Origin of the sequence: Pantoea phytobeneficialis (assembly GCF_009728735.1) — a bacterium.
GTDB classification, from domain to species: Bacteria; Pseudomonadota; Gammaproteobacteria; order Enterobacterales; family Enterobacteriaceae; genus Pantoea; species Pantoea phytobeneficialis.
The window spans coordinates 2061720-2088665 of the sequence record NZ_CP024636.1; the positions used below are offsets into that span (position 1 = coordinate 2061720).

Consider the following 26946-nt stretch of genomic DNA (forward strand, 5'->3'; position numbering starts at 1 on the left):
TGTGGTACCGGTGGAAAAAACGTCCGGGAGCTCAGTCAGGGGGCGTGCGCGGATGTCAAAAACAGGCCCGGCAGACGTAAGGGCGAAACTGTATATGGCGGCGATCGTGGCGATCAGGTGGAATGCCCCGGCGAAGGCGCTGTACCAGAGGCTAATCGCGAAGGGCAAAGCCAGCAAGGCCGCGCCTGGAGCGGTGATGCGCAAGCTGGTTCATCAGTGCTTCGGGGTGCTGAAAACGCGGATGAAGTGGGATGAAAATTACGCAGCTACCGCTTGACGTTCAAGACGGTAGCTACGGAATGTGCTAAGCCGGCTTTATGCGTGATCGATACCACGGGATAAACGCGACCAGCATATTTCCCCAGAATACGCCGGCTGTTAATCCGCTAATTAAACCATGCGCTAAATTAAAGGTTAACGAATCAATCAGCGCCGGTTGTAAAATCACGGATACCGAAAGCACGTATTTGGCAATAAATGCCACCACCATAAAAATAAGTGGTAGCACCGAGCCGGGACGAATTATCGTCCCTGGCTGACTACTTTGCGTGGTGGGTCGATTCCGGCGTCCGAGCATTGCCCCCAGCAGGCAACCTGATAACAGGCCCGCGAGCATCACCCCCAGTGCAGCCAGCGTCCAGTGGGTTTCTGTAAACACGCCGTGAATCGCCCACAGCAGGAACAACACGGGAATCAGGAATAATTTACCCACCGGAACCTCACGCGTTTTAAGGGCTTTGATACCGCGTGACAGAAGATAAATAAACAGAATCCACACCCAAACTGGCGTGTGTTGAATAATGGCTATTACCAGCATAATTTTCTCTCATTCGTCATCAGGTCATAAAATAGCGCTCGCCAATAAGCGCGTATTATTCACAATAAACTGGACCATTAATCATTGAGGGGAGGGCGAACTATTTTCGATGATGTATATCAATGTAGAGCATGATAGCTATTCAACAACCCCAACCGCATAAATCCTGCACAGCTCGTGTGGTTATAAAATTCCCGCTTTTTCGCTTTGCTTACATACGCCTCGCTGCCTGTTTGTTAAACTCCCCGCCGAGAATGAACGTTCACTATAGGATTACCATGATGGTTTTTCAGCGGTATGTTATTGCAGGTCTGGCATTTTTGATTGTCGCCTGTGACCAGAGTGCAGAGAACAAACCCGGGACAATGGTCACGGAAGTTGGCGTGAAAACGTTGCAAACAGAACCGGTTACCTTAACCAGTCAACTGACTGGACGCGTTACCGGTACGATGACATCGGATGTGCGTCCCCAGGTGGGCGGTATTATCCAGAAGCGTCTGTTTACGGAAGGTGATGAGGTTAAAGCCGGTCAGGTTCTCTATCAGATCGACCCCGCCAGTTATCAGGCCAGTTATGATGAAGCGGTCGGACAATTGAAAAACGCCGTCGCCGTGGTCAAAAGCAGCAAACTGAAAGCTGAACGCTATGCGGCACTGGTCAAGGAAAATGGCGTTTCCCGTCAGGATGCTGACGATGCCGAGGCCACCTACCAGCAAAATCTCGCCTCGGTAACGCAATACAAAGCGGCGGTTGAGAGCGCACGCATCAACCTCAATTACACGCAAATCAAAGCGCCCATCAGTGGCCGCATTGGTATTTCATCCGTCACGCCGGGCGCGCTGGTGACGTCCGAGCAAACCTCGGCGCTGGCGACCATTCGTGCGTTGGATCCGATCTATGTCGATCTCACCCAGTCCAGCGTGCAGTTGCTGAAGTTGAAACGCCAGCAGGCGTCTTTGCATCAGAACAGTGATGAGGTCCCGGTGAGCGTGCAACTGGAAGACGGTTCAACCTATGATCACACCGGTAAACTGGAGCTGACGGAAGTTGCGGTGGATGAATCAACCGGTACCGTCACGTTGCGCGCCATTTTCCCTAACCCGGACCACCAGTTGTTGCCTGGCATGTACGTACGCGCCACCGTCAGCAACGGGGTGAAAAATGATGCGCTGCTGGCGCCGCAGCAGGGCATCACCCGTGATGCGAAAGGCAATGCCACCGCGCTGGTGGTGGATAAAGACAACAAAGTTGCCAGCCGTGAAGTGGTGACCGATCGCGTGATTGGCAACAAATGGCTGATCGACAGCGGTTTGCAAAGCGGCGACAAATTGATCGTTGAAGGCACCGGTAAAGTACAACCGGGGCAGACCGTGAAAGCGGTCGAAACGGGCACCACCACCCCGACTGATGCCAGCGCGAACACCAGCGGAGGGAACTGATTATGTTGGCTCAGTTCTTTATCCGACGGCCTGTGTTTGCCTGGGTGATCGCCATCTGCATCATGATGTTCGGTATCCTCAGCATCAAAAACCTGCCGATTGCGCAATATCCTGATGTGGCACCGCCGCAAATCAGTATCCAGGCCACCTACACCGGTGCATCCGCAGAAACGCTGGAAAGTAGCGTGACTCAGGTGATTGAGCAGCAGTTGACCGGTCTGGATGGTTTGCTCTACTTCTCTTCCACCAGTACCGCTTCAACCGGCCAGGTCAAAATCACCGTTACCTTTGAGCAGGGCACCGATCCTGATATCGCCCAGGTCCAGGTGCAGAATAAAGTGCAGCAGGCGGAAAGCCGTTTGCCGGACGCCGTGACCCAACAGGGTGTGACGGTCGAGAAGGCACAGAGTGACTTCCTGTTGATCATGGCGTTGTACGACAAAAACAACAAAGCCACCTCTTCGGACGTTGCCGACTACCTCGTCAGTAACATGGAAGATACGCTGGCGCGTCTGCCGGGCGTGGGTAGCGTGCAGGTGTTCGGTGCAGAATACGCGATGCGTATCTGGCTCGATCCGGCCAAACTGGCGTCCTATTCACTGATGCCTTCGGATGTGGAAACCGCGCTGGAAGCGCAAAACACCCAGGTGTCTTCGGGGCAGATCGGCGCACAACCGGCGAGCAAAGAGCAACAACTGGTCGCCACCGTGCGTTCTCGTTCCCGTCTGCAAACGCCGGAACAGTTCCGCAATATCGTGTTAAAAAGCCAGACCGACGGTTCAGTGGTGCATCTGAGTGATGTCGCGCGCGTGGAAATGGGCGATGACGACTACAGCGCCAACGTGCTGGCTAACGGCCATCCGGCATCGGGTATCGCGATTCAACTGGCGTCGGGAGCCAATGCGCTCTCCACGGCGGAGAACGTGAAAAATACCGTGAATGAGTTCCGCTCCAGCCTGCCGAGTGGTTATGACATCGCCTATCCGCTCGACAGTACCGACTTCGTTAAAATCTCCATCGAGGAAGTGGTCAAAACGCTGGTGGAAGCCATCATCCTCGTGGTGATCGTGATGTTTGTGTTCCTGCAAAACATCCGCACTACCTTGATCCCGGCGATTGCCGTGCCTGTGGTGCTGCTGGGTACCTTTGGGGTGCTGGCGGTATTTAACTACTCGATCAACACCCTGACGATGTTTGGTGTGGTGCTCGCCATCGGGCTCTTGGTGGATGACGCCATCGTGGTGGTGGAAAACGTTGAGCGTGTGATGCGCGAAGAACGACTGCCGCCGCGAGAAGCCACCGAGAAATCGATGAAGGAAATTACCGGGGCGCTGATTGGTATCGCGCTGGTGCTGTCAGCGGTCTTCCTGCCGATGACCTTCTTCAGCGGTTCCACCGGGGTGATTTACCGTCAGTTCTCCATCACCATCGTCTCCTCAATGGTGCTGTCGGTGGTGGTGGCATTGACGCTGACGCCAGCGCTGTGCGCCACCTTACTGAAACCGCACGATCATGAAAGCGGCCAGAAAGGTTTCTTTGGCTGGTTCAACCGCAGCTACGAAAAAATTCAGGCGCGTTATCACGAGAAAGTCGGGCATGTGATCCACAGCTCGGTGCGTTATTTGCTGATGTATGCGGTGCTACTGATTGGCTGTGCCTTTATGTATCTGCGTCTGCCCACCGGCTTCCTGCCGACCGAAGACCAGGGTTACATCATGGTGCAGTACACGCTGGCACCGGGTGCCACTGAAAACCGCACCAGCGAAGTACGCCGCCAGATCCAGCAATACTTCGCCACCAAAGAGAAGGATAACGTCAACGTCAGCATGCTGGTGAACGGTTTCAGCTTTGCCGGTAGCGGGCAGAATGCGGGGATTGGCTTTATCTCATTGAAAAACTGGAGCGATCGTAAAGGGACGGAAAACACCGCTGACGCGATTGCCGGTCGCGCCATGATGAATCTGTCCGGCATCCGTGATGCGCAGGTGTTTGTGCTGTCACCACCGTCGATTTCCGGTCTGGGCCAGTCGAACGGCTTTACCTTCGAGTTACAGGCGCGCGGCAATACCAGTCGCGACGAGTTACTCAAGCTGCGTAACCAGTTAATCGCCTCCGCCAATCAGGATCCGGTGCTGAGTAGCGTGCGTGCCAATACCTTGCCGGATCTGCCGCAGTTGCAGGTGGATATCGACGATGAAAAAGCCCAGTCGCTGGGTCTGTCGGTCAGCAATATCAACAGTACCCTCAGTGCGGCGATTGGCGGGACTTATGTCAATGACTTCACCGATCGTGGCAGGGTGAAAAAGGTCTACATGCAGGGTGACGAGGATTTCCGCAGCAAACCGGAAGATATCAATAAATGGTTTGTCGCCGGCACCGACAGCGACGGTGACACCACGATGGTGCCATTCTCGTCGTTCTCCTCTTCGCACTGGACCTATGGCCCGGATGTCCTGTCGCGCTACAACGGTCTGTCGTCCTATGAGATCCAGGGTTCATCCGCCTCGGGTAAAAGTTCGGGGGATGCCATGACGGCGATGGAAAAACTGGCAAGTAAACTGCCAGCAGGCACCACCTATGCCTGGAGTGGGCTGTCCTACCAGGAACGCTTGTCCGGCAACCAGGCGATGTCGCTGTACGCCATTTCGCTGATTGTGGTGTTCCTGTGTCTGGCGGCGTTGTATGAAAGCTGGTCAGTACCGTTCTCGGTAATGATGGTGGTGCCGCTCGGGGTCTTTGGTGCGCTGCTGGGGGTTACGCTGCGTGGACTGGAAAACGATGTCTATTTCCAGGTGGCGCTGCTCACCATCATCGGCCTGTCGGCGAAGAACGCCATTCTGATCGTCGAATTTGCTGAGGAGAATTACCGCAAAGGGGAAAACCTGGTGAAAGCTGCGGTCCATGCTGCCTCGATGCGCTTGCGTCCGATCATTATGACCTCGCTGGCGTTTACCGCCGGGGTCCTGCCGCTGGCAATATCCACCGGTGCAGGGGCGAATAGCCGTATCGCCATCGGTACGGGCATCATTGGCGGGACGATTTCCGCCACGCTGCTCGCGATTTTCTTAGTCCCGCTGTTCTTTGTGCTGGTCCGTCGTGTGTTCCCAGGCCTGCCGCATAGTCATGCGAGCCACACTGAATCTGCTGAGAAGACGGGGGAATAACATGTCAGCAAAACTTTTGGTGGTGTTTTTACCCTGTTTTCTCGTGGGTTGTATGTCGCTGGACCCGGACTATCAACGTCCGGCGTCACCGGTTGCCAACACCACGCCAAACGGGGATGCCTATAAATCGTTACAGGGTGCGCAGGCGGCTAACTACCGCGATATTGGCTGGCAGGAATATATTCTTGACCCCCAACTGCGTCAGGTGGTGACGATGGCGCTGGATAGCAGTCGCGATCTGCGGGAAGCGGTCGCCAGCGTAAAATCCGCCCATGCGCAATATGGCGAGGAACGCGCCGATCTGTTCCCGAGCCTGAGTGCCGGGGTGAGCGGTACGCGTTCACGCGCCCTGACCGGTGAAGGTAATCAAACCGCGATCAGCAATTCTTACAGCGCGGAAGGGAGTGTCAGTTCGTTCGAGCTGGATCTGTTTGGTAAAAACCAGAGTCTGACGCGTGAGCAGTATGAAACGTATCTCAGCACGCTGGAGGGCGCACGCAGCACGCGCCTGACGGTGCTGTACAATACGGTGGATTACTGGTTAACGCTGGCGGCGGATCGCAGCAATCTGGCCATCGCCAAAGAGACAGCCGAGAGTGCGCGGCAGTCGATGGAAGTGACGCGTAAGCAGATGGAGCACGGCACCGCTTCAATGGTGGATGTCTCCTCGGCGGAAACCACTTACCAGTCAGCAATGGCGGATGTTGCCAGCTACACCACCAGCGTGGCGCAGGACAAAAACGCGCTGGATTTGGTGGTAGGACGCAGCGTACCGGATAACCTGTTACCCGCGAATATCGATGCGCTGGGCCAGGCGTTCCGCGACGTCCCCGCCGGGATCTCTTCCGATGCGTTGCTGAACCGCCCGGATGTGCTGGAAGCGGAGCATAACCTGAAGTCAGCCAATGCCAGCATTGGCGCGGCGCGGGCGAATTTCTTCCCGACCATCTCCCTGACCGCCAGCGGCGGTGTCGGCAGTTCGGATCTCTCGTCACTGTTCAAAAACGGTGCCGGGATCTGGTCCTTCGCGCCGAGCATTTCACTGCCGATCTTTAAAGGCGGCTACAACGTGTCGTACCTGAAATACACCAAAGCGCAGAAGGAATACTACGTGGCGGCGTATGAAAAAACGGTGCAAACTGCCTTTCAGGAAGTGGCGGATGCGCTGGCCCGACGCGGCACCATCAATGATCAGTTGACCAGCCAGCGTAATAACGTGGCGGCATCGCAGACCTATTACCATCTGGCCGACCTGCGTTATCGCAACGGGGTGGATACTTACCTGAATGCACTGACCGCGCAGCGCACGCTGTATAGCGCGCGTACCAGCCTGGTCAGCACGCAGCAGGCGTATTACCTGAACCTGATCACCTTCTACAAGGTGATGGGTGGCGGTACAGCGTTGAAAGAATCTGACCTGAAGTTGTAAAACATGCCGTGGGCCAATTTGGTATCGGCCCACGGTAAAATGTAAGCGGATTTTTGTCCCGGCTATCGGCAAAAATCCGCGTACTGTACTATGTCGCGCTCTTAAATACGTAGCGGCGCGATTTATCGCGCAGGTTATTTTTTGAATAAGGAATTAAATTTGACCAGGCCAGAGCAGCAAGACTTTTTGCACCAGCGTAAACAGCTGATTATTGCTGCGGCGAAAGTCTGTTTCAGTCGTTCTGGTTTTCATGGTGCCAGTATGGCGGATATGAGCGCCGAAAGTGGTTTGGGTGCCGGGCAAATCTATCGTTATTTTAGCAGCAAAGAATTATTGGTGAGCGAAACGGTAAAAGTGATCGCTGAAGAGTGGCGAACTTTTCTGGAAAAGAAACTCAGCCAGCAGCCCGAGGTGGCGGATATTATCGCCAGAGATTCTGCGTTCTGGCGTGAGTGGTCGATAAAAGACCAGTGTTTATTACTGGAGGTCTATTCTGAAGCCTCACGTAATGCCGCCGTGCGAGATATTCTTGCGCAGCAGGAACAACAACTTATTTCTGCTCTTGAGCCGGTTTTTCAACAACAAAATCCACAAATCAGTGCGGAGCAGCGTTTTAACCAGATCCATTTTTTGTTGTTACTGATTGATGGCGTAGCCTGTCGCACTTTTGTCGATAATGATTTGAATCAGCCCGAGTTGTTGCGACTCAGCACTATCCTCAATCAGCATTTGTTACCGTAATTCATTGTTGGGCAACGTTATTATTGACATCGCTGATGATATCGTCAAAAAATGGCACAAAGGCGGGTGCAATTTCACGTTGTTTCATACAGCGGCGAATAATAATGCCATCAATGATTAATGAGAGCACATATAAACGCGTATGAATAACGCTGGCGTCTTTACCCGGATACAACGCCTGTTCTTTATTAATAAAATTCTCTCTGAGGCTTTTCCATGCATCGGTCATGATTTGCATAATGCGTGGGTTACGCATGGCTTCAGACGATATCTCCATCAATAACACAATATCGTTTTCGACTTCGTGGGGCACCAGACCCGCAGAGAACAGTGGTAAACGTGCCTCACCACCCGATTTGGCAATCTGCTCCAAATCATCATTAAGCAAATCTTTCAGCCGTTGGGTGATAGTGAATACCAGCGCCTCAATAATCGACTCTTTATTGGTGAAATATTTATAAATCAGGCCAACGCTAATATTTGCCTGGCTGGCAATATTCTGGATTGATGTCTGATAAAAGCCTTTTAATCTCATGCACTGTTCAGCAGCGTCAAGGATCTGTTCTTTACGGTTCATGATGACGGGCCTGAGGGAAATAAAAGCGTATTTTACGCAACTTATTCCGCGCTGGCTAATCATCTATTGTCAAAAATTTTGACTTAAGCCAGCAAATCACCCCACTGGTGTCTGTTTCTTCCTTCTCTATGATGGCGGTATCAAACTGACTTAAGGGAGAACGACCATGAATCTGTTACGTGCACAGCGCGATCAGCTGTTTGAGTATGGCCCTTTCACCATCCGCCGTCAGCGTCCGGGCGAGGCATTTGGTCCACTGGCGATCATCGACCAGATGACGCTGAAAACCGGGGCGCAGGTGCCGATGCACCGCCATCAAAACGATGAGATTTTCACTTACGTCTGGCGCGGTTCTTCTCAGCACCAGCATGAAAATGGGGAGCGCACGCCGCTCAACGCCAAACGCGTGATGGTGGTCAGTGCCGGTGAGGGGCTGCGCCACGAAGAATCCGCGCCGCTGATCGAAACCGAAATGTTGCAGGCTTACATTCGCCCGGCGCAGGAAGGTGGTGAGGGACGGGTGCAGCACTTCACCCGTACCGAGGGCGCTGCGGTAAATGCCTGGACGTTGCTCGCGGGGCCTGAAGGCAGTGATGCACCGTTGGCCTTGCGCCAGGCGATCTATGTGTATGACCTCAAACTGGAACGCGACCAGCAACTGGCGATTCCGCAGCGCGCAGGTTTCGCCGTCTGGGTGACGCTGCTTGACGGTGTCGTGCGGGTCGGCGATCAGCGCTTGCATAAAGGTGATGCCATCAGTGATGCCGTTTCCCTGCCCGAGATTCAGGGGGAGCGTGATGCCACGGTGATTGCTTTTCTGGTAAAGGCCGATGCCCCAGCCGTGACCAGCGGCACCGTCAGCGGACAATAAGAAAACCGTAAGGGCGCGATAAATCGCGCCCTTACGGATCTTTGCTAACCGACAAACCCGCGCAGCGAGAATCCTTCTCATTTTCACATCTCGTTAACGATCCGTGACCCGCCTCTGAGTTTTGCCGCGTAGAGCCGTGCAATATTCTGACATATCGTAATACTAGATATATCTAATTATTCGATATCGCACACTCATCAACGCGGAGTTTTCCGGGAGCAATCATGGATCTGGGCATTGGTAACAAACTCGCTTTTATCTGTGCGTCGTCGCAGGGGCTGGGGCTGGCGTGCGCGCAGGCGCTGGCAGCGGAAGGGGTACATGTCACCCTGAACGGACGCAACGAAGCCAAATTGCAGCAGGCCGCGCAGCGCCTGCGCGAGCAAAACCCGACGGCGCAGGTCAGCTATATCTGCGCGGATTTAACCAGTGCCACCGGGCGCGATACTATCCTTTCGGCCTTACCGCAGATCGACATTCTGGTGACCAACAATGCCGGGCCACAGCCCGGTGCGCTGGCAGACTGGCAAGCCGCAGCGCTGCGTGAGGCGATGGAAGCCAATTTTATTCCTGCCATTCAGCTCATCCGCGCCTGGTTACCGGCCATGCAGGCCCGGCGTTTTGGTCGCATCATCAACATCACCTCCGCTATGGTTAAAACCCCGCATTACATGATGGGGCTGTCCACCTCGGCCCGCGCAGCGCTGACGGCAATGTGTAAAGCCATCAGCCAGGAAGTGGTGCGTGACAACGTCACCATTAATAACCTGTTGCCGGAGCGAATCGATACCCCGCGCCAGGAATTTATGCTGCAACGTTTAATCGCCAAAGAAGGCATCAGTCGCGAACAGGCGCGGGAGCGCAATGTGCAATCCATCGCCGCCCGGCGGTATGGCACGCCGGAAGAATTCGGCGCGGCTTGCGCGTTTCTGTGCAGCCAGCAGGCCGGGTTTATTTCGGGGCAGAACTTGCAACTGGATGGCGGTTCCTATCCGGGGTTGATCTGATGAACATCCCCCACGCGCAATTACTTGAGTTTGAACAACAGCGCCAGCAGGCGTTAATTCACGCCGATTTGCCGCGTCTGGCCAGCATGTTGGCGGAAGACCTGGTGCATATCCACAGCACGGGCATGGTGCACAACAAAGCGCAATTTCTGGCACATGTGCAACGTATGGGCGGGTTCATCGCGATTCAGCGGGACACGCCCGCCATCCGCGTGGAGGGTGATATCGCCATCCTCACCGGCCACACGCGCAACCGGGTGCGGCTGCTGGAAACGGGAGAAGAGGCGGAGCGCTACGGTTTCTCGACGCTGGTGCTACGGCGCACACCTTCCGGCTGGCAAATTTTGCTCTCGCAGTTAACTCCTACAGCAAAGGAAAAAGCATGAAACTGGTACGTTTTACCGAACAGGGCCGCACGCGTATTGGCAAGGTGGTGGATGATCAGGTGATTGACCTCTCCGGAGTACCTGGCGTCACCGGCTCAATGCGCCAATTGTTGACCAGCCTGGCAACGCTGCGCCCGCGACTGGAAGCGGTGCATAGCCCGGCGTATGCGTTAGCGACAGTACAACTCGAAGCGCCGATCCAGGACGCGCAGAAGTTCCTTGGCATTGGCATGAACTACCGTAAACACGCTGAAGAGGCGCGTCAGGCGGGGATCCCCATCCCGGAAAGCCAGTTGTGGTTTAACAAGCAAGTCTCCTGCATCAACGGTCCTTTCTCCCCGGTCGTGAAGCCCGCAGCCAGCGAGAAAATGGATTACGAGATCGAGTTAGGCGTGGTGATTGGCAAACGCTGTCGCCATGTCAGCGCCAGCGACGCCGCCAGCGTGATTGCCGGTTATCTGATCGTCAATGATGTCTCGGCACGCGACTGGCTGCATAAATCACCGACCTTTACGTTGGGTAAATCCTTCGACACCCACGGTCCGATTGGTCCGTGGATCACCACCGCCGATGAGATCCCTGACCCGTTGCGGCTGGAGATGAAGTTGTTCGTCAACGGTGAACTCCGCCAGCACGCCGACAGCGGTGACATGATTTACGACATCTACGCGCAGATTGCATACCTGTCGACGGTGATGACGCTGGAACCGGGCGACATCCTGGCGACCGGAACGCCTTCCGGCATTGGTGCGCCAACCGGACGCTTCTTACAACCCGGCGATGTGATGCGGCTGGAGATTGAAGGCCTTGGTCATATCGAGAATCCGGTGGTTGAGGAACGCATATGACCAGCCAAAATTTTCGCGATTATTTAATGCCCAATGATGCCGAGCGCATCGGCCTGGCGCGCGGGGTGGATCTGCATACCTACGGCGCGCGCATGTTGGCAACCGAGAAAGCGCAGAAACTCAAAGCCCACTGGCAGGCGATGCTGGATGAAACCTTCCGCGGCATTACCCCCAATGGCGAGGTGCAGTCCGGTCTGTTCAGCTTGCAAGATGAGGGGTTTGCCGTGGAAGAGGCGGTGAGGGCAGCGCAGGCGCTTTTTGCCAGCCTCGATAGCGCCCGACAGCAGCAGGTGAGTTACGCCATCGATGCGCCACAGTGGCGCGCCTGGTACAACCCGGAAATCCCGTTTAACGATTACGGTGTCAGGCTGGATGAAACCTCGGCGGTGACCCACGAAGCCTTCTGGTCGCTGCTACGGAGTTGTACCAGCGCGGCGGGTTTTAGCCGGGTGCAACAGGTGATGGATGCCAACCATTTTCTCGGTGAACTGTACGATCTCACCCACATTATGAACCGCTGGAGCTTCCATTTTTTGCTGTTCGGTTCACCTTCCGCTACCCAGCCGTGGGGCTGGTCGATTTACGGTCATCATGTGGCGTTTTGCTGTTTTATCGTCGGGCGGCAACTGGTGATTGCCCCGACCTTTTTCGGCGTTGAACCCAATGTTATCGAACGGGGGGATGCCAGCGATTGCGTGTTGTTTCGCGACGAGGAGCAACTCGGTCTGGCCTTGATGCAGTCGCTCAGCGCCCGGCAGCAACATCGCGCCACGATCTATCAGTTAATGGAAGATCCCGCCATGCCGGCCGATCGCTTTAACTTTGCCGATCAGCGTCACCTTGGCGGTGCATTTCAGGACAATCGGGTGATCCCGCTTGAGGGCGTCTGCGTGGCGGAATTTACGCCCGCGCAGCGTCAACAAGTGATGGCGCTGGTAGCGGTGTTCCTGGCTTTCCTGCCCGACGGACCGCGCGCTGCGCGCCTGCAACAGATTGAGGCCCAGCTCGATAACACCTGGTGGAGCTGGATTGGCGGTTGTGGTGATGACGATGTGTTCTATTACCGGCTGCAAAGCCCGGTGGTGATGCTGGAGTTTGATCATCACAGCGGCATGTGGCTGACCAATGAAGAACCGGCGCGTTTCCATATTCATACCATTACCCGCATTCCCAACGGGAACGACTACGGCAAAGCGTTGTTGTCGCAGTTGCAGCAGTAAACCCAGGCGCAACGCCTGAATTCCTGTCGTACCGGGTGACGTCGTTCTGCCCGGGTAACCCACAGTGCCAGTTGACCGTTCCCGTCAGGGATTTCGGGCGGCTTCGCTGTGCCCCACGCGCGAGAAATCGCGCCGTAATTGAAATCGCGCGATAAACCGCGCCGCTACAATGAGGTTATCAGGCAATGGATGTTCATAAAAAAGCCAAAATTGCTGCATTAACCGTAGTGCCTCTGGCGTTGTTCTGCGGTACTTGCTTTGCGGAGGCTTCACCTGCAACGGACTCCGATAGCGTTAACGACTGGCTCACACAAGGCAATATCTCTGGCGAGCTAAAAACCATGACCTTTTTTAAAGAGTTCAGCGGCACCCAGGTTAACAAACGCACCAGCTCGGTGGGCGGAGATATTCAATATCGCAGCCCACAAATCGGCGGTTTTAGCGCCGGGGTGGGCGTGTACGGGGCGTATAACCTCGGGCTGAATCCTTCCGACCCGGAACGTACCGAAATCTATCTGCCGTCGGAAAACACCACGGTGCTGGGTAAAGCCTTCCTGCGTTATCAGGGCTATGGCTTTGATTTGCAGGGAGGACGTTTAGGTCTGGATACGCCGTTTGCCAATGAAGGGGAAGGCTGGACCATGATCCCGGCGCTGTATCAGGGATTCGGCGGCAGTTATGCGTTGGATGATAAGGGCGACCTGAAACTCAACGCCTGGCGCATCTACCGCTTCAAACCGGAAAGTTCCGACCAGTTCGGCAAAGGGGATGCCGGTAACCCGGAAATCGAGGACACCAGCATGCCGTCGGTGGACAGCGACGGTTTCACCACGGTGGGGCTGCGCTACGGTCAGCAGTGGAATACGGTGGCGGAAGCCTGGTACTACAACTTCGATAAACGCGCTCAGCTGGGCTACGGTGGCGTCCAGCTACCGGTTTCGGCGTTGAAATTCGGCAACTGGACACCGTACTGGGGCGCGCAGTATCTGCATGAATGGGATGCCAGCGACCAGGCGTATCCTTATCACAATATCGATACCGATCTTTATTCCGGGCGTATCGGCATGAAAACCCGCAATCATGATCTGTATTTCGCCGCGACGTATGTGCCACGCAAAGATGATGCCTTCCTTAACGGTGGCTTCTTCGCGCCTTATAGCTACGGTATTTACGACCATACCCCGCTCGAAAGTGGTCAGCCGTTGGTGTCGATGGTCACCACCAACCAGCCGGGCAAGGCCTTTGCCTTACGCTACGCGTACCATGATGAAAAGTATCTCGGGGTGTTTGGCGTGACGCGTCTGGAACTGGAGGATTCCAGCGGGATCTACTATCCGCTACCGGCGGAGAACATCAATGCCGCCTTTATGATCCTCGGCTATAACGTCACGCCGCGTCTGCATCTGGAATTCGAGTTTGACTACGTCCATTCACCGAATGAGGTGACGGGTAACTACCATGCGGAACGTCTGCGTCTGGTATATCGCTTTGGCGCGAAAATGGCAGATGATGATTATTAATCAGGAGATGATATGAGCCGACGCGAAAGTATCTATATTGATGCCTTTCCCCATACCAATCCGATCCCGGCGGCGTGTCGGATAGGCGCGATGTTGTATTCCGGGGTGATCTACGGACGCGACCCACAGACCCAGCAGGTGCCTGCCGATCTCGGCGAGCAGTGCGCGCTGATGTTTAGCCATATCGAAAGCATCGTTAAGGCGGCGGGTGGCACGCTGGAGGACGTCATTAAGGTGACGTTATGGATGCAGGATAAATCGCAACGTGAGGTGGTGAACCGCTACTGGCTGGCGACATTCCCGGATGCCAACGCCCGCCCGGCACGCCATGCGCTGGACGGCAACTTTAGCGGTAATACCTTAATTCAGTGTGACTTTATCGCGGTACTGGATCGTTAATCTCTCATTGCGGGCAGTGATTGTATCTGCCCGCACCTTTCTCTATATTCCCTGTGCAACGGAAACGATGGCCGTAACGACTTGGACTATGTCGGAAATTTCGATATATTTAAAATTCAGTGATCATTGTGTGGTTATTTGCGTAACTGCGTGGGGGCAGTCATGGTTGGACAAAGCGAAATGGATACGCAGCCTGCGGCTGGCAAAACGGGTCGCCGGGCGCGTGCCTTCGATTATGGCGAGTTACGCCTGCTGTTGCTGGCGATCATCGCCAAACAACCCAGCCACGGCTATGAGCTGATCCATGAAGTAAATGAACGTCTGGGCGGCACCTACAAACCCAGCCCCGGCGTGCTCTATCCGGCGCTCACCTGGCTGTACGATCGCGGCTATGCCGAGATTGACTTAGAAAAGGGCGGGCGCAAACGCTACCGCATCACCGACGAAGGGAATGCGTTCCTCAGTGCCAACAAAACCGTGATTGATATGTTGGTGGCGCGTGTGGTGCCAAAACATCAGGGACAAGGCAAGTCGCCGCAGGCGATTGTTGAGGCGATGGACCATCTGAAACGTGCGTTAAGTCTGCGTGCCAAAATGGAGCCGGTGGCGGATCAGGTGGTCACGCGTATCGGGGAGATTATCCATGTTGCCGCTAACCAGATTGAAGCGTTGCTCAATGCGCCGACCCTGAGCGAAGGTGCGGCGAAGTGCGTGGCCGATATCGTGACGCCAAACGGCGAGCGTTTTCTGCGCCGTCTCGGCAGCCATTTTCAGCACCGCACCCCGGTGGTGATGGATGAGAACAGCGGCCATTTCCGCATGAGTATGGGGGAGGTTCGTATGGAAGTGCTGGACGGTATTTTCCGCGTCACCCTCACCGCGTTGAATGAAGAGAAGCTGACCGAGATGCAGCATATTCTGGTGCGCCATCTGGAAGAGGCAGCGGTACGTGAAACGTTGGAAGTGATATGGCAGCAGGTTTAAGGTAAAAACCGCGCGATAAATCGCGCCGCTACCGAAGATTGCCCGGTTTGTAGCGGCGCGATTTATCGCGCAAATCCGTGCATCCGTATCGTCAATCATTGTCCGGTCTGTAGCGGCGCGATTTATCGCGCGAATCCACGCATCCGTATCGTCAATCATTGTCCGGTCTGTAGCGGCGCGATTTATCGCGCGAATCCACGCATCCGTGTCGTCAATCATTGTCCGGTCTGTAGCGGCGCGATTTATCGCGCAAATCCGTGCATCCGTGTCGTCAATCATTGTCCGGTCTGTAGCGGCGCGATTTATCGCGCAAATCCACGCATCCGTGTCGTCAACCATTGCCCGGTCTGTAGCGGCGCGTTTTATCGCGCAAATCCGTGCATCCATATCGTCAACCATTGCCCGGTCTGATTTGCGCGATTTATCGCGCAAATCCGTGCATCTGTGTCGTCAATCATTGCCCGGTCTGTAGCGGCGCGATTTATCGCGCGAATCCACGCATCCGTGTCGTCAACCATTGCCCGGTCTGATTTGCGCGATTTATCGCGCAAATCCGCGCATCCGTGTCGTCAACCATTGCCCGGTCTGATTTGCGCGATTTATCGCGCAAATCAGAGCGACTAGCGAAAATCCGCCGCCAGCGCCGAGGTGGCTTTCACCAACAATCCCACATCGCTACCCACCGCAACAAAGGTGGCACCCAGCTCCAGATAACGGGCGCAGAGCCTGGGATCGGCACTCAAAATTCCCGCCGCTTTACCGTGAAACTGAATGCGTACCAGCGCCGCCTCAACCACCTCCTGGACTTCCGGCGCACCTGGCTTGCCGGGAAAACCCATATCCGCCGCCAGATCGGCAGGTCCAATAAACACCCCATCGACCCCGTCAATAGTGGCAATGGCATCCAGTTGCGCCAGACCAGCACGGCTTTCCACCTGCACCAGCAGGCAAATCTGTGCATTGGCGCTGGTGAGATAATCTGGTGTGCGGTTAAAGGCTGAGGCCCGTGCCAGCGCCGCGCCGACGCCACGGATACCCTGCGGTGGATAACGTACCGCTTTCACCAGCGCCTGAGCCTGTGCGGCACTCTCCACCATCGGGATCAGCAACGTTTGTGCGCCAATATCCAGCAACTGCTTAATCAGCCAGGGTGCATCCATTGGCGCACGCACCACCGTATGCGCGGGCGAGGCTGCCAGCGCCTGTAACTGCTGCATCAACAGCGGTACGTCATTGGGGGCGTGCTCGCCATCCAGCAGCAGCCAGTCAAACCCGGCACCGCCACAGATCTCAGCACTGTAAGGATTGGCGAGCGCCAGCCACAGGCCAATTTGCGGCTGTTGGTTGTGCAGCGCCTGTTTAAAACGATTAATCGGTGCAGACATCATTACCTCACGCAAAGTAGCAGCTGACGGAACCGTGACGGCCATAGTCAGCATGGATGGTGTCGCCGTGACGGGCCTCGATCGGACGGATAAACGAACCGGCAAGCACGATTTGGCCGGCGGCAAGGTGGTCGCCATACTGCGCCAGTCGGTTCGCCAGCCAGGCGATGCCGCGTGCCGGATGGTTCAGAACCCCGGCCCCTAAACCGGTTTCCTCGACTGTGGCGTTGCGCGACACAATCGCGCCCATCCAGCGCATATCGACATTTTCTGGCGCAAACAACTGGCTACCTAACACGATGCCTGCGTTGGCGGCATTATCAGAGACGGTATCGACGATAGTGCGCGCTTTGCCGCTGGCAGCATCGCTACGCACGATGCGGGTGTCGAGAATCTCCAGCGCCGGTAGCACATAAGCGGTGGCGGCCAATACCGCTTCAACGTCCACGCCTGGCCCGCGCAGTGGCGCGTTAAGTACGAATGCCAGTTCCGCCTCGATACGTGGCTGAATAAAGCGGTCAGCCGGGATGGTGGCCCCGTCATCAAACACCATGTTGTCGAACAGCACGCCGGAATCGGGAGTGTCGATATTCAAGGCGTACTGCATCGCTTTCGATGTCAGGCCAATTTTCCAGCCGATGACCTTCCGCCCGCCCTCAATTTTTTGCCGCACCCACGCCTGTTGCACCGCATAGGCATCATCCAGCGTCATCTGCGGGTAGCGCAGCGACAACAACCCGGTCTGGCTGCGGCTACGCTCGGCCTGGTCCAGCGCTTCGACGGCGGCGAATAACTCGCTCTGGCTTAACATGGTCACACCTCATCCTTAACGTGATTGCGCAGGGTGCCAATCCCTTCGGCGTGGACTTCAATCACATCACCGGGCTTCAACCAGACCGGTGGCTCAAAGCGCGCGCCCGCACCGGTGGGGGTGCCGGTGAAGATGATGTCGCCGGGATTAAGCGGGATAAAGGTTGAGATATAGGCGATGATCCAACGGAATGAGAACGTCATATTGCAGGTGCGGTCGTCCTGACGCAGTTCACCGTTAACATGGGTGGTCAGACGAATATCCGCGATCTGCGCGGCTTCGGTAAAGGGCACCAGCCACGGGCCAATCGCGCCGGAGCGATAGAAGTTCTTACCCTGAGTGACATTGAATTTACTGTGTCGCACCCAGTCGCGCACCGTGCCTTCATTGCCAAGCGTAATGGCAGCGATATGGTTTAACGCCTCGCTTTCAGGAATCCGGCGACCAGATTTGCCGATCACCATCACCACTTCACCTTCGTAATCAAGCTGCTCACTCTCGGCGGGGCGCAGCAGCGGCTGCTGATGGCCGGTGAGTGATTCAGGAAAACGGACAAACATCGACGGATAATCCGGCGCGCTCTGACCGTCTTTATATTCAGCGTTGCGGTTGGGGTAGTTCACACCAATGCACAGAATTTTGCCTGGTTGCTCAAGCGGCATCTCGAACTGGATATCGGTCAGGGCATAATCCACCGGCAGGTTTTTCGCCTCGGCGGCCAGCGCGGTGAGGGCGTTATCAGCGATCACCGCATCCAGCGTCGGCCAGCGATTGGCAAAGCGCGGCTTAAGGTCGATCACCCCAGCGCCACTGATCAAACCATAGCTTTGCACCTGACCCTTTTCGGCGGAAAAACGGATAAATTGTGGTCGTTCCACGGGTTTTCTCCCTATTTTGGCAAAAATGCGGCGAGCAGAAGCCCGCCGCTCCCAGCATGAAGGCTGAGCAGTTTTCAAGACACAGGAGGGTTTGCGGCGTTGACGCAGCGCCGTGGCGCGTTATGCCAGGTTGAACATGCGCGCGGCGTTACCACCCAGAATGTTGGCTTTGTCTTCGGCGCTGATATCGAGACTCTCGATGGTTTCAATGCCTTTAAAGAACCAGTCTTTACGGATCGGGTAGGAGCTGCCGTACAGGATGTTTTTGCCGCCAATCACTTTCACTGCGGCTTCCAGTTGCGCTTTGCCCCATTGCGGCGCGCCGGAGGTATCAAAGAAAATGTTGTTGCTCAGTTGCGCACGCAGGTTGCCGGTGCCGGTCTGGAAACGATCCACCGCATCGTTGAACTGATGTTGTGGCGGTACCAGCATATCGGCGAAGGCGTAGAACGCACCGCCCAGCATCGAGTGGATAAAGCGCAGGTTTGGCAACTCATCAAACATGCCGCTGAACAGCTCACGACCCACCGCAGTCGCCTGATCCACGCAGCGACCAAACTGGCGACGCTGGTTGGTGTAAGGCAGCACGGAGTTGAAATCCACCGGCAGCGGGGTGTGGTGAACCACCACCGGCACCTTGAGGTCGTTGAGGAACGTCAGGTATGGACGGAACGCCGGGTCATCGAGGTAGATTTGGCCGTAGTGCGCCACGATTTGCGCGCCACGGAAACCGAGTTGATTCAGGCAACGGTCCACTTCACGCAGGCAATCGTCAGTCCCCCACGGTGGAACCACCGCCAGCGCTGACATGCGGCCTTCGCTGCGTTTCACGTATTCCGCCATGCGGGTGTTGACCTCTTTACAGGTCTCCAGATCCAGCCACTCCTGCCACACCGGCAGACGGAAAATGGCGTGATCAACCCCGGCTTTCTCCATATCCGCCAGTTGGCTTTCCAGCGTGTATTGCCCTTCGGCGTAGTTGAGGTTAACAAAGCCTTTCGGCTGCTCAATGATCAGCTGGCTCAGTTCCTTGCCTTCAATTTTCTCCACGCGAGTGTGCACGCCATATTGTTTTGGCACGCAGTCGAGAAATGAATTCAGCAGTTTCTTGTCAGAAAACAGCTCGCCCGGCAGCCAGTGCATGTTGGCATCGATAATCTTGCTCATAGTCAGTTCCTTTCTGTCTCAATTAAGGGGATAAATTATTTTTGGGTGGCAAAAACTGATTTGTATTTCGTCGGTTGGTCGGTCTCTTTTTCTGTCGGGATGCGCATACCGGCTTTGGCGTGGTACTCGCTGAAAATCGACAGGGCTTCTTCGTGCGGGAAGATGTTTTCAATGTCGTCGAACGGCTTACCACCGCTACGTTCTTCGACGATACGGCGCACCACTTCCGGGCCTTCGCCGCGTGATGCCAGCACCAGCCAGTTCACCTTCTCGCGGCGCTCCAGCTCATAGGCTTGCAACGCGGCGACCGGGTCAGCGATGGTGGCGAGTTTCTCGGCGATGACGCGGGCATCGACAAACGCCTGGCAGACGCTGTTGCCACCGCGCGGATACATGGCATGGGCGGCGTCGCCGAGCAGGGTGATGCGGCCAAATGACCATTGCGGTAACGGGTCATGGTCGATCAACGGGAACAGATAGCATTCGCGGGCGTTGCGGATCATGGCGCTGACATCGATAAAATCGAGCTGGCAGTCGTCAAACACATGCTCAATCTCTTTGACGCCGGTTTCCTGGTTCCAGTCCTCTTCGCTTTGTGGTTTCTCGTTCTGCTCAATCACCCAGTTCACCAGTTGATTGCCCTGGTCATCGACGTTGTTCTGGATCGGATAGACGATCAGCGTGCCCTGACGAATCGGATCGCCGATATGCAGAATGCTGCCGCCGGTTTTGAACGGCGGCATCACGGTGACGCCGCGATATAAGGTCAGACCGGAGAAGTGGCTGCGGGCTGATTCCGGCAGCAGTTTGCGGCGCACCACCGAACGGATACCATCGACGCCAATCACCACATCGGCGCGCACGCTTTGCGGAGCATTGGGATTGAGACGGGTATCAAAATGCACGGTTACGCCGCTGTCATCCTGTTCGAAATGGCTGCAACGGCAACCAAGGGTGATGGCATCCGCACCGAGGCGTTCCTGTACCGCTTTGTACAGCATCATTTGCAGATGGCCGCGATGGACGAAGCGTTGGTCGTATTCGTAGCCCATATGCTTGCCGCATTGCTCGCCAAAAATTTGCTGGCCGTAGCCGGTATAGAAAATGGACTCTTTAGCTTCTACGGAGATGTCGACAAAGGCGTCGTACAAACCCATTTCAGTAATTTCTTTCACCGCATATGGCTTGATATCTACGCCGACTCCCAGCGGTTTGATTTCAGCGACGGCTTCAAACAGGCGCGGGCGAAAACCCTGTTGATGCAGGCGCAGGGCGGCAGCCAAACCGGCCGGGCCGGCACCAATGATGACGATATCCAACATAATGACTTCCTCTTGTTATTCAGAGTTAACTGTGGCTTTTCAGGGTATTAGCTTTGAGATCGTGACCGGGCTGGCGCTGTACATCGCGCAGCCAGATCGGTAATCCGGCGAGGCAGACCACCAGACCACCGAGAACCAGCAGTGCCAGCGACTGCGGGTCTTCACTGTTCTGCGCGGCGATAAACAGCGGTGGGCCTAAGAACACACCGACCAGCGTCAGTTGGGTGATCAGACCGCTGGTGGCTCCGATGCTTTCGCGTGATGGCGCGACCACCGGAGCCAGCGCCCACATGCCCACCAGCAAACCGCTGCCGAACATAAACAGCCAGGAAGCACCGATGGACAACATAAAGCCGAGCGGCAGGGTGAAAATCGCCAGCGCGGGTGCGCCGGTCAGTACCAGGCCTACTACGCCAATCGCGGCAGCTCTGACCCCCCGGTTCAGCAGTGCGCCAACCATCAGGCAGCCAATGCCGTTACATACCATCGCCACCACGTTCCAGTGGGCGACTTCCAGCAGTGGCACGCTGTAGCGTTTGGCGAGATACGGGGCGAGGGTGGAGATAATGCCGGTTTGCAAAAAGGCATCAGCACCGAAGGAAATACCCAACAGGTAGATCAACGGGCTACGCAGCACGGAGCGTAAGCCTCGGGTGCGTGAGAATTGTGCCTTCTCTTCTGGCGTGCGACGCGGCAGGCTGACGGTGGCGACAAACGCCAGGGCCAGCGTCAGGACCGAGTGCGCCAGGAAGGCAGCACGCCAGTTGCCAAAATGGTCGGCCAGACCGGCTGAAAGGAACGGCAGCAGAAAACTGGCAGGAACAAAGGTGGACCACAACGCCATCGCCATATTACGTTGCTTACCGGTGGTGATGCGGATCAGCAAGGTCACGGCGGCCACGGCGGTTAACACATAACCGATGCCGGTAACGATGCGCCCGCCCAGCAGCAGATTAAACGACGGTGCCGCGACCACGCAGATATCCCCCAGCACAATCACCACGGCACCGATTAGCAACACCACCCGATCCCCGGCGCGGTCGACGATATAACCCGCCAGCAGCGCGCCGAGAGCCACCATCAATGATGGCAGCGACATAATCAGGCCGATCTGGCTGTGTTCAAACACATGAAACTCTTTGGCAATCGAACCTAACTCAGTCACCGCTTCGCTGACCGTCATGGCTGCCATCACGCCGAGCGCGTAGGCGACCAGAATCCGCACCAGCGGGTTTTGAATAAATGTACTCACGATCCGTTCTCCCAATAGCTGATTTCACACAGGATTTAGCGTTATGGATTGACGCAGGCGCTTAGCCATCATTGGCAAGGGCGAGAAAGCGCTCCAGCGTGGGCGGATCGATCGGGGTTTCCGGCTGGATAACCGGAACGTTGGCGAAGGGCGTCGCTTCGGTAAACCATTTGTTTTGCGCCGGGAGTCCCCACTGGTCGGCACGTTTGGGATCGGCCAGATTCCAGCCAAGCGCCGGTTCGATGTCGATATGCTGGTAGTGGGTATTAAACAACTCGATACGATGGCCGTCGGGATCGCGGAAGTAGACGAACAGGGCACCGCTGATGCCGTGACGACCCGGACCTCGTTCCAGTTGCGGTGCGTAACCGAGCGCACCGGCCACGTCACAGGCGCGGATCATGTCGTTAGTATCGGGCAGGGTGTAGGCAAAATGGTGCAGGCGCGGCCCCGGCCCCTGGGTGAAGACGATATCGTGCGGATTCCCTTTGCGCTGTAGCCAGACGCCCCACAGATGTTGATTGTCTTCGACCTGCGACCAGGTGTATTCGCTGACGCGAAAACCCAGCGGCTGATAGAACGACCAGGCCTGACGTACATCGCTGGTTTGTAACTGATAGTGGTCAAGGCGCTGGGCGCTGGCACCGCGATAATGCTGGTAATTTTTCAGCATGCGCTCACAGGCATCCATCGACGCGCAGAATTCCAATGGGACGCCAACATGGTCGCTGACATGCAGGGTTAAGCCCTGAAAGGGCACCTCAACAATGCGCGTTTCCTTACCCTGTGCGGCGAAATAGTCTTCCGCTTTATAGATATCGTCATCGCGGCACACGCGCATCCCGATACGGGCGCAGTGGGTATCGCTGGCTTTTTTTAACACCAGGCTGTGATGCCCACGTTCCTCTAATCCGCGCAGATACACGCTGGACGCATCCTCATCACTGACCACCAATCCGATTAAATCGGTGTAGAAGCGTTTGCTGACCTCAAGGTCACGAACGTTCAGGACAACATGACTGGCACGCGTCACGTTGAAAGGTGGCTCCAAAACCAACTCATCGATCTGTGGCATGGGTATGTTCTCTCTTTCAGATAAAAGGGGTACCGCTCAGTGTTGTTGTAATAAATTTAGATATATCGTGTTAATAGATATATCTCATAATGTTGCCGGGATAGGAGATCGAGCGCACAGATTGAAAGGAAAATTTTTGCGGTGTGATAAATCGAATAATGCCGGTTTCGTAGCGGCGCGATTTATCGCGCAGGTTTGTATCGCACTGTATCTGCATTGCTCCCCAATACATCGCGAGGCAAAAATCCGGGTTAGCAGAAACAAGCGCTATACATCGGGGTGGTGTAATTCAGGCGTTGTCACTTACACATCAAATTTTCTGGAGAGAACGCCATGTTACGTAAATCACTGTTAGCGACCCTGATGACCGCCACCGCCCTGTTTGCTACCACTGCTGCGGTGGCTGCCCCGACTGAAGCCGATTACGCCCAGGCCTTCCACACCATCCACCAGGTGAAAGCCGGGGTGCTGAATGTCGGCTATGTCGATATTGGCCCGCGTGATGGCCAGGCGGTGATTCTGTTACACGGCTGGCCGTACGATATTCAAAGCTATGCTCAGGTTGCGCCACAGCTGGCGGCACAGGGCTATCGCGTTATCGTGCCTTACCTGCGCGGTTATGGTTCAACCCGCTTCCTCTCTGCCAGTACGCCACGTAACGGGCAGCCCTCAGCGCTGGCGGCTGACACCGTGGCATTGATGGACGCGCTGGGGATCAAACAGGCGGTCTTCGCCGGGTTTGACTGGGGGGCACGTACCGCCGATATCGTGGCGGCGCTGTGGCCGGAGCGCGTGAAATCGCTGGTTTCCGTCAGCGGTTATCTGATCAGCAGCCAGGAGATCGGTAAAAAACCGCTGCCGCCGCAGGCGGAGCTGCAATGGTGGTATCAGTTCTATTTCGCCACCGAACGTGGCCGTGAAGGCTATGCGAAGAACACCCATGATTTTGCCAAATTAATCTGGCAGCAGGCGTCACCGGGCTGGAAATTCAGCGATGCGACCTTTAACCAAAGCGCACAGGCGCTGGATAACCCGGACCAGGTCGCCGTGACGGTCAGCAATTATCGCTGGCGTATCGGGATGGAACCGGGAGAAGCGAAATATGCCGCCTATGAGAAAAAACTGGCGACGCTGCCGGTGATTAGCGTACCGACGATTACGATTGAAGGAGATAACAACGGTGCGCCGCATCCGGCTCCGGCGGCATATCGGGCAAAATTCAGCGGCAAATATGAGCATCGTACCTTCAGCGGCAATATTGGTCATAACCCGCCCGCCGAAGACCCGCAGGATTTTGTGAAAGCTGTCGTTGATGCGGCAAAAATGTAATTCTGTGGTAATAAGTTATTGTCGGACCGGTATTTTATGACCGGTCTTTTTTGTCTGGCCCGCTGACAGGAGGTTGTTTTGGAGCACATTGATCACATCCTGGTTGTTGATGATGACCGGGACATCCGCGAACTGATCACCGACTATCTGGTGAAATCGGGTTATCGCGCCACCGGTGCCGCCAATGGCCGTGAGATGCGTGCGGTGCTGGCAGCGAATGCGATAGACCTGGTGGTGTTGGACATTATGATGCCGGGTGATGATGGTCTGACCTTGTGCCGCCAGCTACGCAGCGATCCACAACGTAACCTGCCGATTTTGATGCTGACGGCGCGCAGCGAAGACAGCGACCGTATCCTCGGGCTGGAGATGGGCGCGGATGATTATCTGATCAAACCCTTTGTCGCGCGTGAATTGCTGGCAAGGATCAAAGCGATTCTGCGCCGTACCCGCGCACTGCCGCCCAACCTGCAAATCACCGAAACTGGTCGCCTGATTGCTTTTGGTGACTGGCAACTGGATACCTCGGCGCGCCATCTGCTGGATACCGACGGGGTCATCGTCGCGTTGAGCGGGGCGGAATACCGTCTGCTGCGGGTGTTTCTCGATCATCCGCAACGGGTATTAACCCGTGACCAGCTGCTGAACCTGACTCAGGGGCGCGATGCCGAACTGTTTGAACGCTCGATTGACCTGTTGGTCAGCCGTTTGCGCCAGCGGCTGCGCGAGGACGCGCGCGAACCCGCGTACATCAAAACGGTACGCAGCGAAGGTTATGTGCTGGCTGCGCCGGTCACCATTAAAGAGGTCAATGTATGAGGCTCTGGCCGCGTTCGCTGTTATCGCGTCTGGTGTTGATTGTGCTGCTCGGTCTGGTGCTGGCAAACGGTATGACGGTGGTCAGCCTGATGATTGAACGGATGAGCAGCGCCAAAACCGTGATGCTCGGCAATCTTGAATACGATGTGGCGACCAGCGTGGCAATCCTGGATCACCTCTCCCCGTCAGAGCGTCCCGGTTGGCTGGCGAAGCTGGCGCGTGGTAATTATCGCTATGAATTGTCGGCGGGGCAGCCCGGCCCCTGGCCGGATAGCTGGCGGGCGCGGGATGCCATCCGCTCGTTGCAGGAGACGCTGGGCGGCCAGTACCCGTTGACCTTTACCAATGTACCCGGCCCGCGTCTGCATATTCAGGCCCATATCACCTTACACGATGGTGCGCCGCTGACACTGGATCTCTGGCCGCGCATGCCCGCGATTGCGCGCTGGTTGCCGGTGGTGTTGTTTGCCCAACTGATCTTGCTGGCGGTCTGTGCCTGGATAGCGGTACGTCAGGTAGTCAGGCCGTTTATGCGTTTCACCCAGGCGGTGGAAGGGTTAAAACCGGCCAGCGCCAGTGCCAGCATCATGCCGGAAAATGGTCCGGCAGAGGTGCAACAGGCCGCGCGGGCCTTTAATGCAATGCAGTTGCGTATTCAGGACCATTTGCAGGAGCGAGCACAGATTCTGGCGGCAATATCCCATGACCTGCAAACCCCTATCACCCGTATGAAGTTGCGGGTTGAGATGTCGGAACAGCCCGAACTGCGCGACAAGTTGCTGGGCGATTTAGACAATATGAGCCGCCTGGTACGCGAGGGCATTGACTATGCACGCTCCGCACAAATACCGGATGAGACGCCGCAGCGTGTCAGCCTCAATGCGTTTTTGGATAGCATTGCCTGTGATTACCAGGATGTGGGAAAAGCGGTCAGCTTTTTGCCCTGCACAGGGCTGGATAATTTCAGCATTCGTCAGCAGGCGTTACGCCGCATTATGACCAACCTGATTGATAATGCGCTTAAATTTGGTTCTCAGGCTGAGGTGGCGTTATCCAGAACGGCGGAAGGCGGCATGAAAATTCATGTGCGTGATAACGGCCCCGGCATTCCGGAAGACGAACTGGAGGCAGTGCTGAAACCATTTTACCGGGTGGAAAGTTCCCGTAATCGCCACACCGGCGGCACCGGGCTGGGACTGGCGATCGCTTCGCAATTGATCAATCAGATGTCAGGGAGCCTGATATTGAGTAATCGCGCGCAGGGAGGGCTGGAGGTTCAGATTATATTAAGGGGATGAGCGGCGGTATTCTCAGGTGGCTGCCTCTGATTCTCAGTATTAATTCATATCTGTTGGTGGGATAAGTGCGCATTTTATCTCACCCCTCTGTTGTGATCATCATTAATTCATAATCAAATTATTCTTTTTCTATTTTCCTGACCTCATGGCCGTGACAGGGTACCGGTACTCAATCGCCACTATTATGCCTAAACCTAAGGTAACGGGT

25 protein-coding genes are annotated in these 26946 nt (G+C 55.8%); 16 read left to right on the plus strand and 9 right to left on the minus strand.

Annotation, left to right across the window (positions count from 1 at the left end):
• On the plus strand, nt 1–277 hold a 277-nt coding region (locus CTZ24_RS09620; RefSeq protein WP_208725302.1), incomplete at its 5' end, for a transposase.
• Between the two features lie 27 nt (nt 278–304).
• Here CTZ24_RS09620 and CTZ24_RS09625 read toward each other — a convergent pair.
• Entirely contained in the window at nt 305–817 is a 513-nt protein-coding gene (locus CTZ24_RS09625; protein WP_208725411.1) for a DUF6622 family protein, read from the minus strand.
• A 278-nt stretch (nt 818–1095) separates the two neighbouring features.
• Between CTZ24_RS09625 and CTZ24_RS09630 the strand changes: the two genes are divergently transcribed.
• From CTZ24_RS09630 to CTZ24_RS09645, 4 genes are all read left to right on the plus strand, one after another.
• On the plus strand, nt 1096–2256 hold the full coding sequence (locus tag CTZ24_RS09630; RefSeq protein ID WP_208725412.1) for an efflux RND transporter periplasmic adaptor subunit: 1161 nt from the start codon (nt 1096–1098) through the stop codon (nt 2254–2256).
• A gap of 2 nt (nt 2257–2258) precedes the next feature.
• Nucleotides 2259–5420, plus strand: a complete 3162-nt coding sequence (locus CTZ24_RS09635; RefSeq protein WP_208725413.1) for an efflux RND transporter permease subunit — start codon at nt 2259–2261, stop codon at nt 5418–5420.
• Between the two features lies 1 nt (nt 5421).
• Nucleotides 5422–6849 carry an efflux transporter outer membrane subunit gene (locus tag CTZ24_RS09640; protein WP_208725414.1) on the plus strand — a complete coding sequence of 476 codons (1428 nt, stop codon included), beginning with the start codon at nt 5422–5424 and terminating at the stop codon, nt 6847–6849.
• 159 nt (nt 6850–7008) lie between these two features.
• Nucleotides 7009–7590, plus strand: coding sequence for a TetR/AcrR family transcriptional regulator (locus CTZ24_RS09645; protein WP_208725415.1), 582 nt, complete (start codon nt 7009–7011; stop codon nt 7588–7590).
• 1 nt (nt 7591) lies between these two features.
• Here CTZ24_RS09645 and CTZ24_RS09650 read toward each other — a convergent pair whose 3' ends face one another.
• Nucleotides 7592–8167: a TetR/AcrR family transcriptional regulator gene (locus CTZ24_RS09650; RefSeq protein ID WP_208725416.1), complete on the minus strand. Its 576-nt coding sequence runs from the start codon at nt 8165–8167 to the stop codon at nt 7592–7594.
• A 166-nt stretch (nt 8168–8333) separates the two neighbouring features.
• Between CTZ24_RS09650 and CTZ24_RS09655 the strand changes: the two genes are divergently transcribed.
• The 8 genes from CTZ24_RS09655 (at nt 8334) to CTZ24_RS09690 (ending at nt 15402) form a co-directional block, all read left to right on the plus strand.
• Nucleotides 8334–9038, plus strand: a complete 705-nt coding sequence (locus CTZ24_RS09655; protein WP_208725417.1) for a pirin family protein — start codon at nt 8334–8336, stop codon at nt 9036–9038.
• A gap of 224 nt (nt 9039–9262) precedes the next feature.
• Nucleotides 9263–10045 (plus strand): SDR family oxidoreductase, encoded by a 783-nt coding sequence (locus CTZ24_RS09660; RefSeq protein ID WP_208725418.1) that lies wholly within the window; start codon nt 9263–9265, stop codon nt 10043–10045.
• On the plus strand, nt 10045–10431 hold the full coding sequence (locus CTZ24_RS09665; RefSeq protein WP_208725419.1) for a nuclear transport factor 2 family protein: 387 nt from the start codon (nt 10045–10047) through the stop codon (nt 10429–10431). The genes CTZ24_RS09660 and CTZ24_RS09665 overlap by 1 nt, the downstream gene beginning before the upstream one ends.
• Nucleotides 10428–11279 carry a fumarylacetoacetate hydrolase family protein gene (locus tag CTZ24_RS09670; protein WP_208725420.1) on the plus strand — a complete coding sequence of 284 codons (852 nt, stop codon included), beginning with the start codon at nt 10428–10430 and terminating at the stop codon, nt 11277–11279. Before CTZ24_RS09665 ends, CTZ24_RS09670 begins: the two co-directional genes overlap by 4 nt.
• Nucleotides 11276–12499: a DUF3500 domain-containing protein gene (locus CTZ24_RS09675; RefSeq protein ID WP_208725421.1), complete on the plus strand. Its 1224-nt coding sequence runs from the start codon at nt 11276–11278 to the stop codon at nt 12497–12499. The genes CTZ24_RS09670 and CTZ24_RS09675 overlap by 4 nt, the downstream gene beginning before the upstream one ends.
• 185 nt (nt 12500–12684) lie before the next feature.
• Nucleotides 12685–14019, plus strand: a complete 1335-nt coding sequence (locus tag CTZ24_RS09680; RefSeq protein ID WP_208725422.1) for a hypothetical protein — start codon at nt 12685–12687, stop codon at nt 14017–14019.
• Nucleotides 14020–14031: 12 nt separating this feature from the next.
• Complete coding sequence (locus tag CTZ24_RS09685) at nt 14032–14418, plus strand: RidA family protein (RefSeq protein WP_208725423.1); 387 nt, start codon at nt 14032–14034, stop codon at nt 14416–14418.
• 162 nt (nt 14419–14580) lie between these two features.
• Nucleotides 14581–15402, plus strand: coding sequence for a DUF2218 domain-containing protein (locus CTZ24_RS09690; RefSeq protein ID WP_208725424.1), 822 nt, complete (start codon nt 14581–14583; stop codon nt 15400–15402).
• 620 nt (nt 15403–16022) lie between these two features.
• Here the strand turns inward: CTZ24_RS09690 and hpaI are convergent.
• The 7 genes from hpaI to hpaD all read right to left on the minus strand — a co-directional run bounded on the left by hpaI (nt 16023) and on the right by hpaD (nt 23292).
• Nucleotides 16023–16787 carry a 4-hydroxy-2-oxoheptanedioate aldolase gene (gene hpaI, locus CTZ24_RS09695; RefSeq protein ID WP_208725536.1) on the minus strand — a complete coding sequence of 255 codons (765 nt, stop codon included), beginning with the start codon at nt 16785–16787 and terminating at the stop codon, nt 16023–16025.
• A gap of 7 nt (nt 16788–16794) precedes the next feature.
• Nucleotides 16795–17598: a 2-oxo-hept-4-ene-1,7-dioate hydratase gene (gene hpaH, locus CTZ24_RS09700; RefSeq protein WP_208725537.1), complete on the minus strand. Its 804-nt coding sequence runs from the start codon at nt 17596–17598 to the stop codon at nt 16795–16797.
• A gap of 2 nt (nt 17599–17600) precedes the next feature.
• Entirely contained in the window at nt 17601–18476 is an 876-nt protein-coding gene (locus tag CTZ24_RS09705; protein ID WP_208725425.1) for a fumarylacetoacetate hydrolase family protein, read from the minus strand.
• A 120-nt stretch (nt 18477–18596) separates the two neighbouring features.
• Nucleotides 18597–19643, minus strand: coding sequence for an amidohydrolase family protein (locus CTZ24_RS09710; RefSeq protein ID WP_013509026.1), 1047 nt, complete (start codon nt 19641–19643; stop codon nt 18597–18599).
• Between the two features lie 35 nt (nt 19644–19678).
• Entirely contained in the window at nt 19679–20965 is a 1287-nt protein-coding gene (locus tag CTZ24_RS09715; protein ID WP_208725426.1) for an FAD-dependent monooxygenase, read from the minus strand.
• A 25-nt stretch (nt 20966–20990) separates the two neighbouring features.
• Nucleotides 20991–22217: an MFS transporter gene (locus CTZ24_RS09720; protein ID WP_208725427.1), complete on the minus strand. Its 1227-nt coding sequence runs from the start codon at nt 22215–22217 to the stop codon at nt 20991–20993.
• Nucleotides 22218–22278: 61 nt separating this feature from the next.
• Nucleotides 22279–23292, minus strand: a complete 1014-nt coding sequence (gene hpaD, locus CTZ24_RS09725; RefSeq protein WP_208725428.1) for a 3,4-dihydroxyphenylacetate 2,3-dioxygenase — start codon at nt 23290–23292, stop codon at nt 22279–22281.
• 363 nt (nt 23293–23655) lie between these two features.
• On the opposite strand from hpaD, the gene CTZ24_RS09730 reads away from it, so the two are divergent.
• The 3 genes from CTZ24_RS09730 to CTZ24_RS09740 all read left to right on the plus strand — a co-directional run bounded on the left by CTZ24_RS09730 (nt 23656) and on the right by CTZ24_RS09740 (nt 26738).
• On the plus strand, nt 23656–24621 hold the full coding sequence (locus CTZ24_RS09730; RefSeq protein WP_051337943.1) for an alpha/beta fold hydrolase: 966 nt from the start codon (nt 23656–23658) through the stop codon (nt 24619–24621).
• Between the two features lie 78 nt (nt 24622–24699).
• Nucleotides 24700–25440 (plus strand): response regulator, encoded by a 741-nt coding sequence (locus CTZ24_RS09735; RefSeq protein WP_021183306.1) that lies wholly within the window; start codon nt 24700–24702, stop codon nt 25438–25440.
• Nucleotides 25437–26738, plus strand: a complete 1302-nt coding sequence (locus CTZ24_RS09740) for an ATP-binding protein (protein WP_208725429.1) — start codon at nt 25437–25439, stop codon at nt 26736–26738. The genes CTZ24_RS09735 and CTZ24_RS09740 overlap by 4 nt, the downstream gene beginning before the upstream one ends.
• Nucleotides 26739–26946 lie beyond the last annotated feature (208 nt).

Bases quoted from the DNA above. Each gene is read 5' to 3' on its own strand.
- CTZ24_RS09625 (WP_208725411.1), bottom strand. From the start codon at position 817: ATGCTGGTAATAGCCATTATTCAACACACGCCAGTTTGGGTGTGGATT.
- CTZ24_RS09630 (WP_208725412.1), top strand. From the start codon at position 1,096: ATGATGGTTTTTCAGCGGTATGTTATTGCAGGTCTGGCATTTTTGATT.
- CTZ24_RS09635 (WP_208725413.1), top strand. From the start codon at position 2,259: ATGTTGGCTCAGTTCTTTATCCGACGGCCTGTGTTTGCCTGGGTGATC.
- CTZ24_RS09640 (WP_208725414.1), top strand. From the start codon at position 5,422: ATGTCAGCAAAACTTTTGGTGGTGTTTTTACCCTGTTTTCTCGTGGGT.
- CTZ24_RS09650 (WP_208725416.1), bottom strand. From the start codon at position 8,167: ATGAACCGTAAAGAACAGATCCTTGACGCTGCTGAACAGTGCATGAGA.
- CTZ24_RS09655 (WP_208725417.1), top strand. From the start codon at position 8,334: ATGAATCTGTTACGTGCACAGCGCGATCAGCTGTTTGAGTATGGCCCT.
- CTZ24_RS09660 (WP_208725418.1), top strand. From the start codon at position 9,263: ATGGATCTGGGCATTGGTAACAAACTCGCTTTTATCTGTGCGTCGTCG.
- CTZ24_RS09665 (WP_208725419.1), top strand. From the start codon at position 10,045: ATGAACATCCCCCACGCGCAATTACTTGAGTTTGAACAACAGCGCCAG.
- CTZ24_RS09670 (WP_208725420.1), top strand. From the start codon at position 10,428: ATGAAACTGGTACGTTTTACCGAACAGGGCCGCACGCGTATTGGCAAG.
- CTZ24_RS09675 (WP_208725421.1), top strand. From the start codon at position 11,276: ATGACCAGCCAAAATTTTCGCGATTATTTAATGCCCAATGATGCCGAG.
- CTZ24_RS09680 (WP_208725422.1), top strand. From the start codon at position 12,685: ATGGATGTTCATAAAAAAGCCAAAATTGCTGCATTAACCGTAGTGCCT.
- CTZ24_RS09685 (WP_208725423.1), top strand. From the start codon at position 14,032: ATGAGCCGACGCGAAAGTATCTATATTGATGCCTTTCCCCATACCAAT.
- CTZ24_RS09690 (WP_208725424.1), top strand. From the start codon at position 14,581: ATGGTTGGACAAAGCGAAATGGATACGCAGCCTGCGGCTGGCAAAACG.
- hpaI (WP_208725536.1), bottom strand. From the start codon at position 16,787: ATGTCTGCACCGATTAATCGTTTTAAACAGGCGCTGCACAACCAACAG.
- hpaH (WP_208725537.1), bottom strand. From the start codon at position 17,598: ATGTTAAGCCAGAGCGAGTTATTCGCCGCCGTCGAAGCGCTGGACCAG.
- CTZ24_RS09710 (WP_013509026.1), bottom strand. From the start codon at position 19,643: ATGAGCAAGATTATCGATGCCAACATGCACTGGCTGCCGGGCGAGCTG.
- CTZ24_RS09715 (WP_208725426.1), bottom strand. From the start codon at position 20,965: ATGTTGGATATCGTCATCATTGGTGCCGGCCCGGCCGGTTTGGCTGCC.
- hpaD (WP_208725428.1), bottom strand. From the start codon at position 23,292: ATGCCACAGATCGATGAGTTGGTTTTGGAGCCACCTTTCAACGTGACG.
- CTZ24_RS09730 (WP_051337943.1), top strand. From the start codon at position 23,656: ATGACCGCCACCGCCCTGTTTGCTACCACTGCTGCGGTGGCTGCCCCG.
- CTZ24_RS09740 (WP_208725429.1), top strand. From the start codon at position 25,437: ATGAGGCTCTGGCCGCGTTCGCTGTTATCGCGTCTGGTGTTGATTGTG.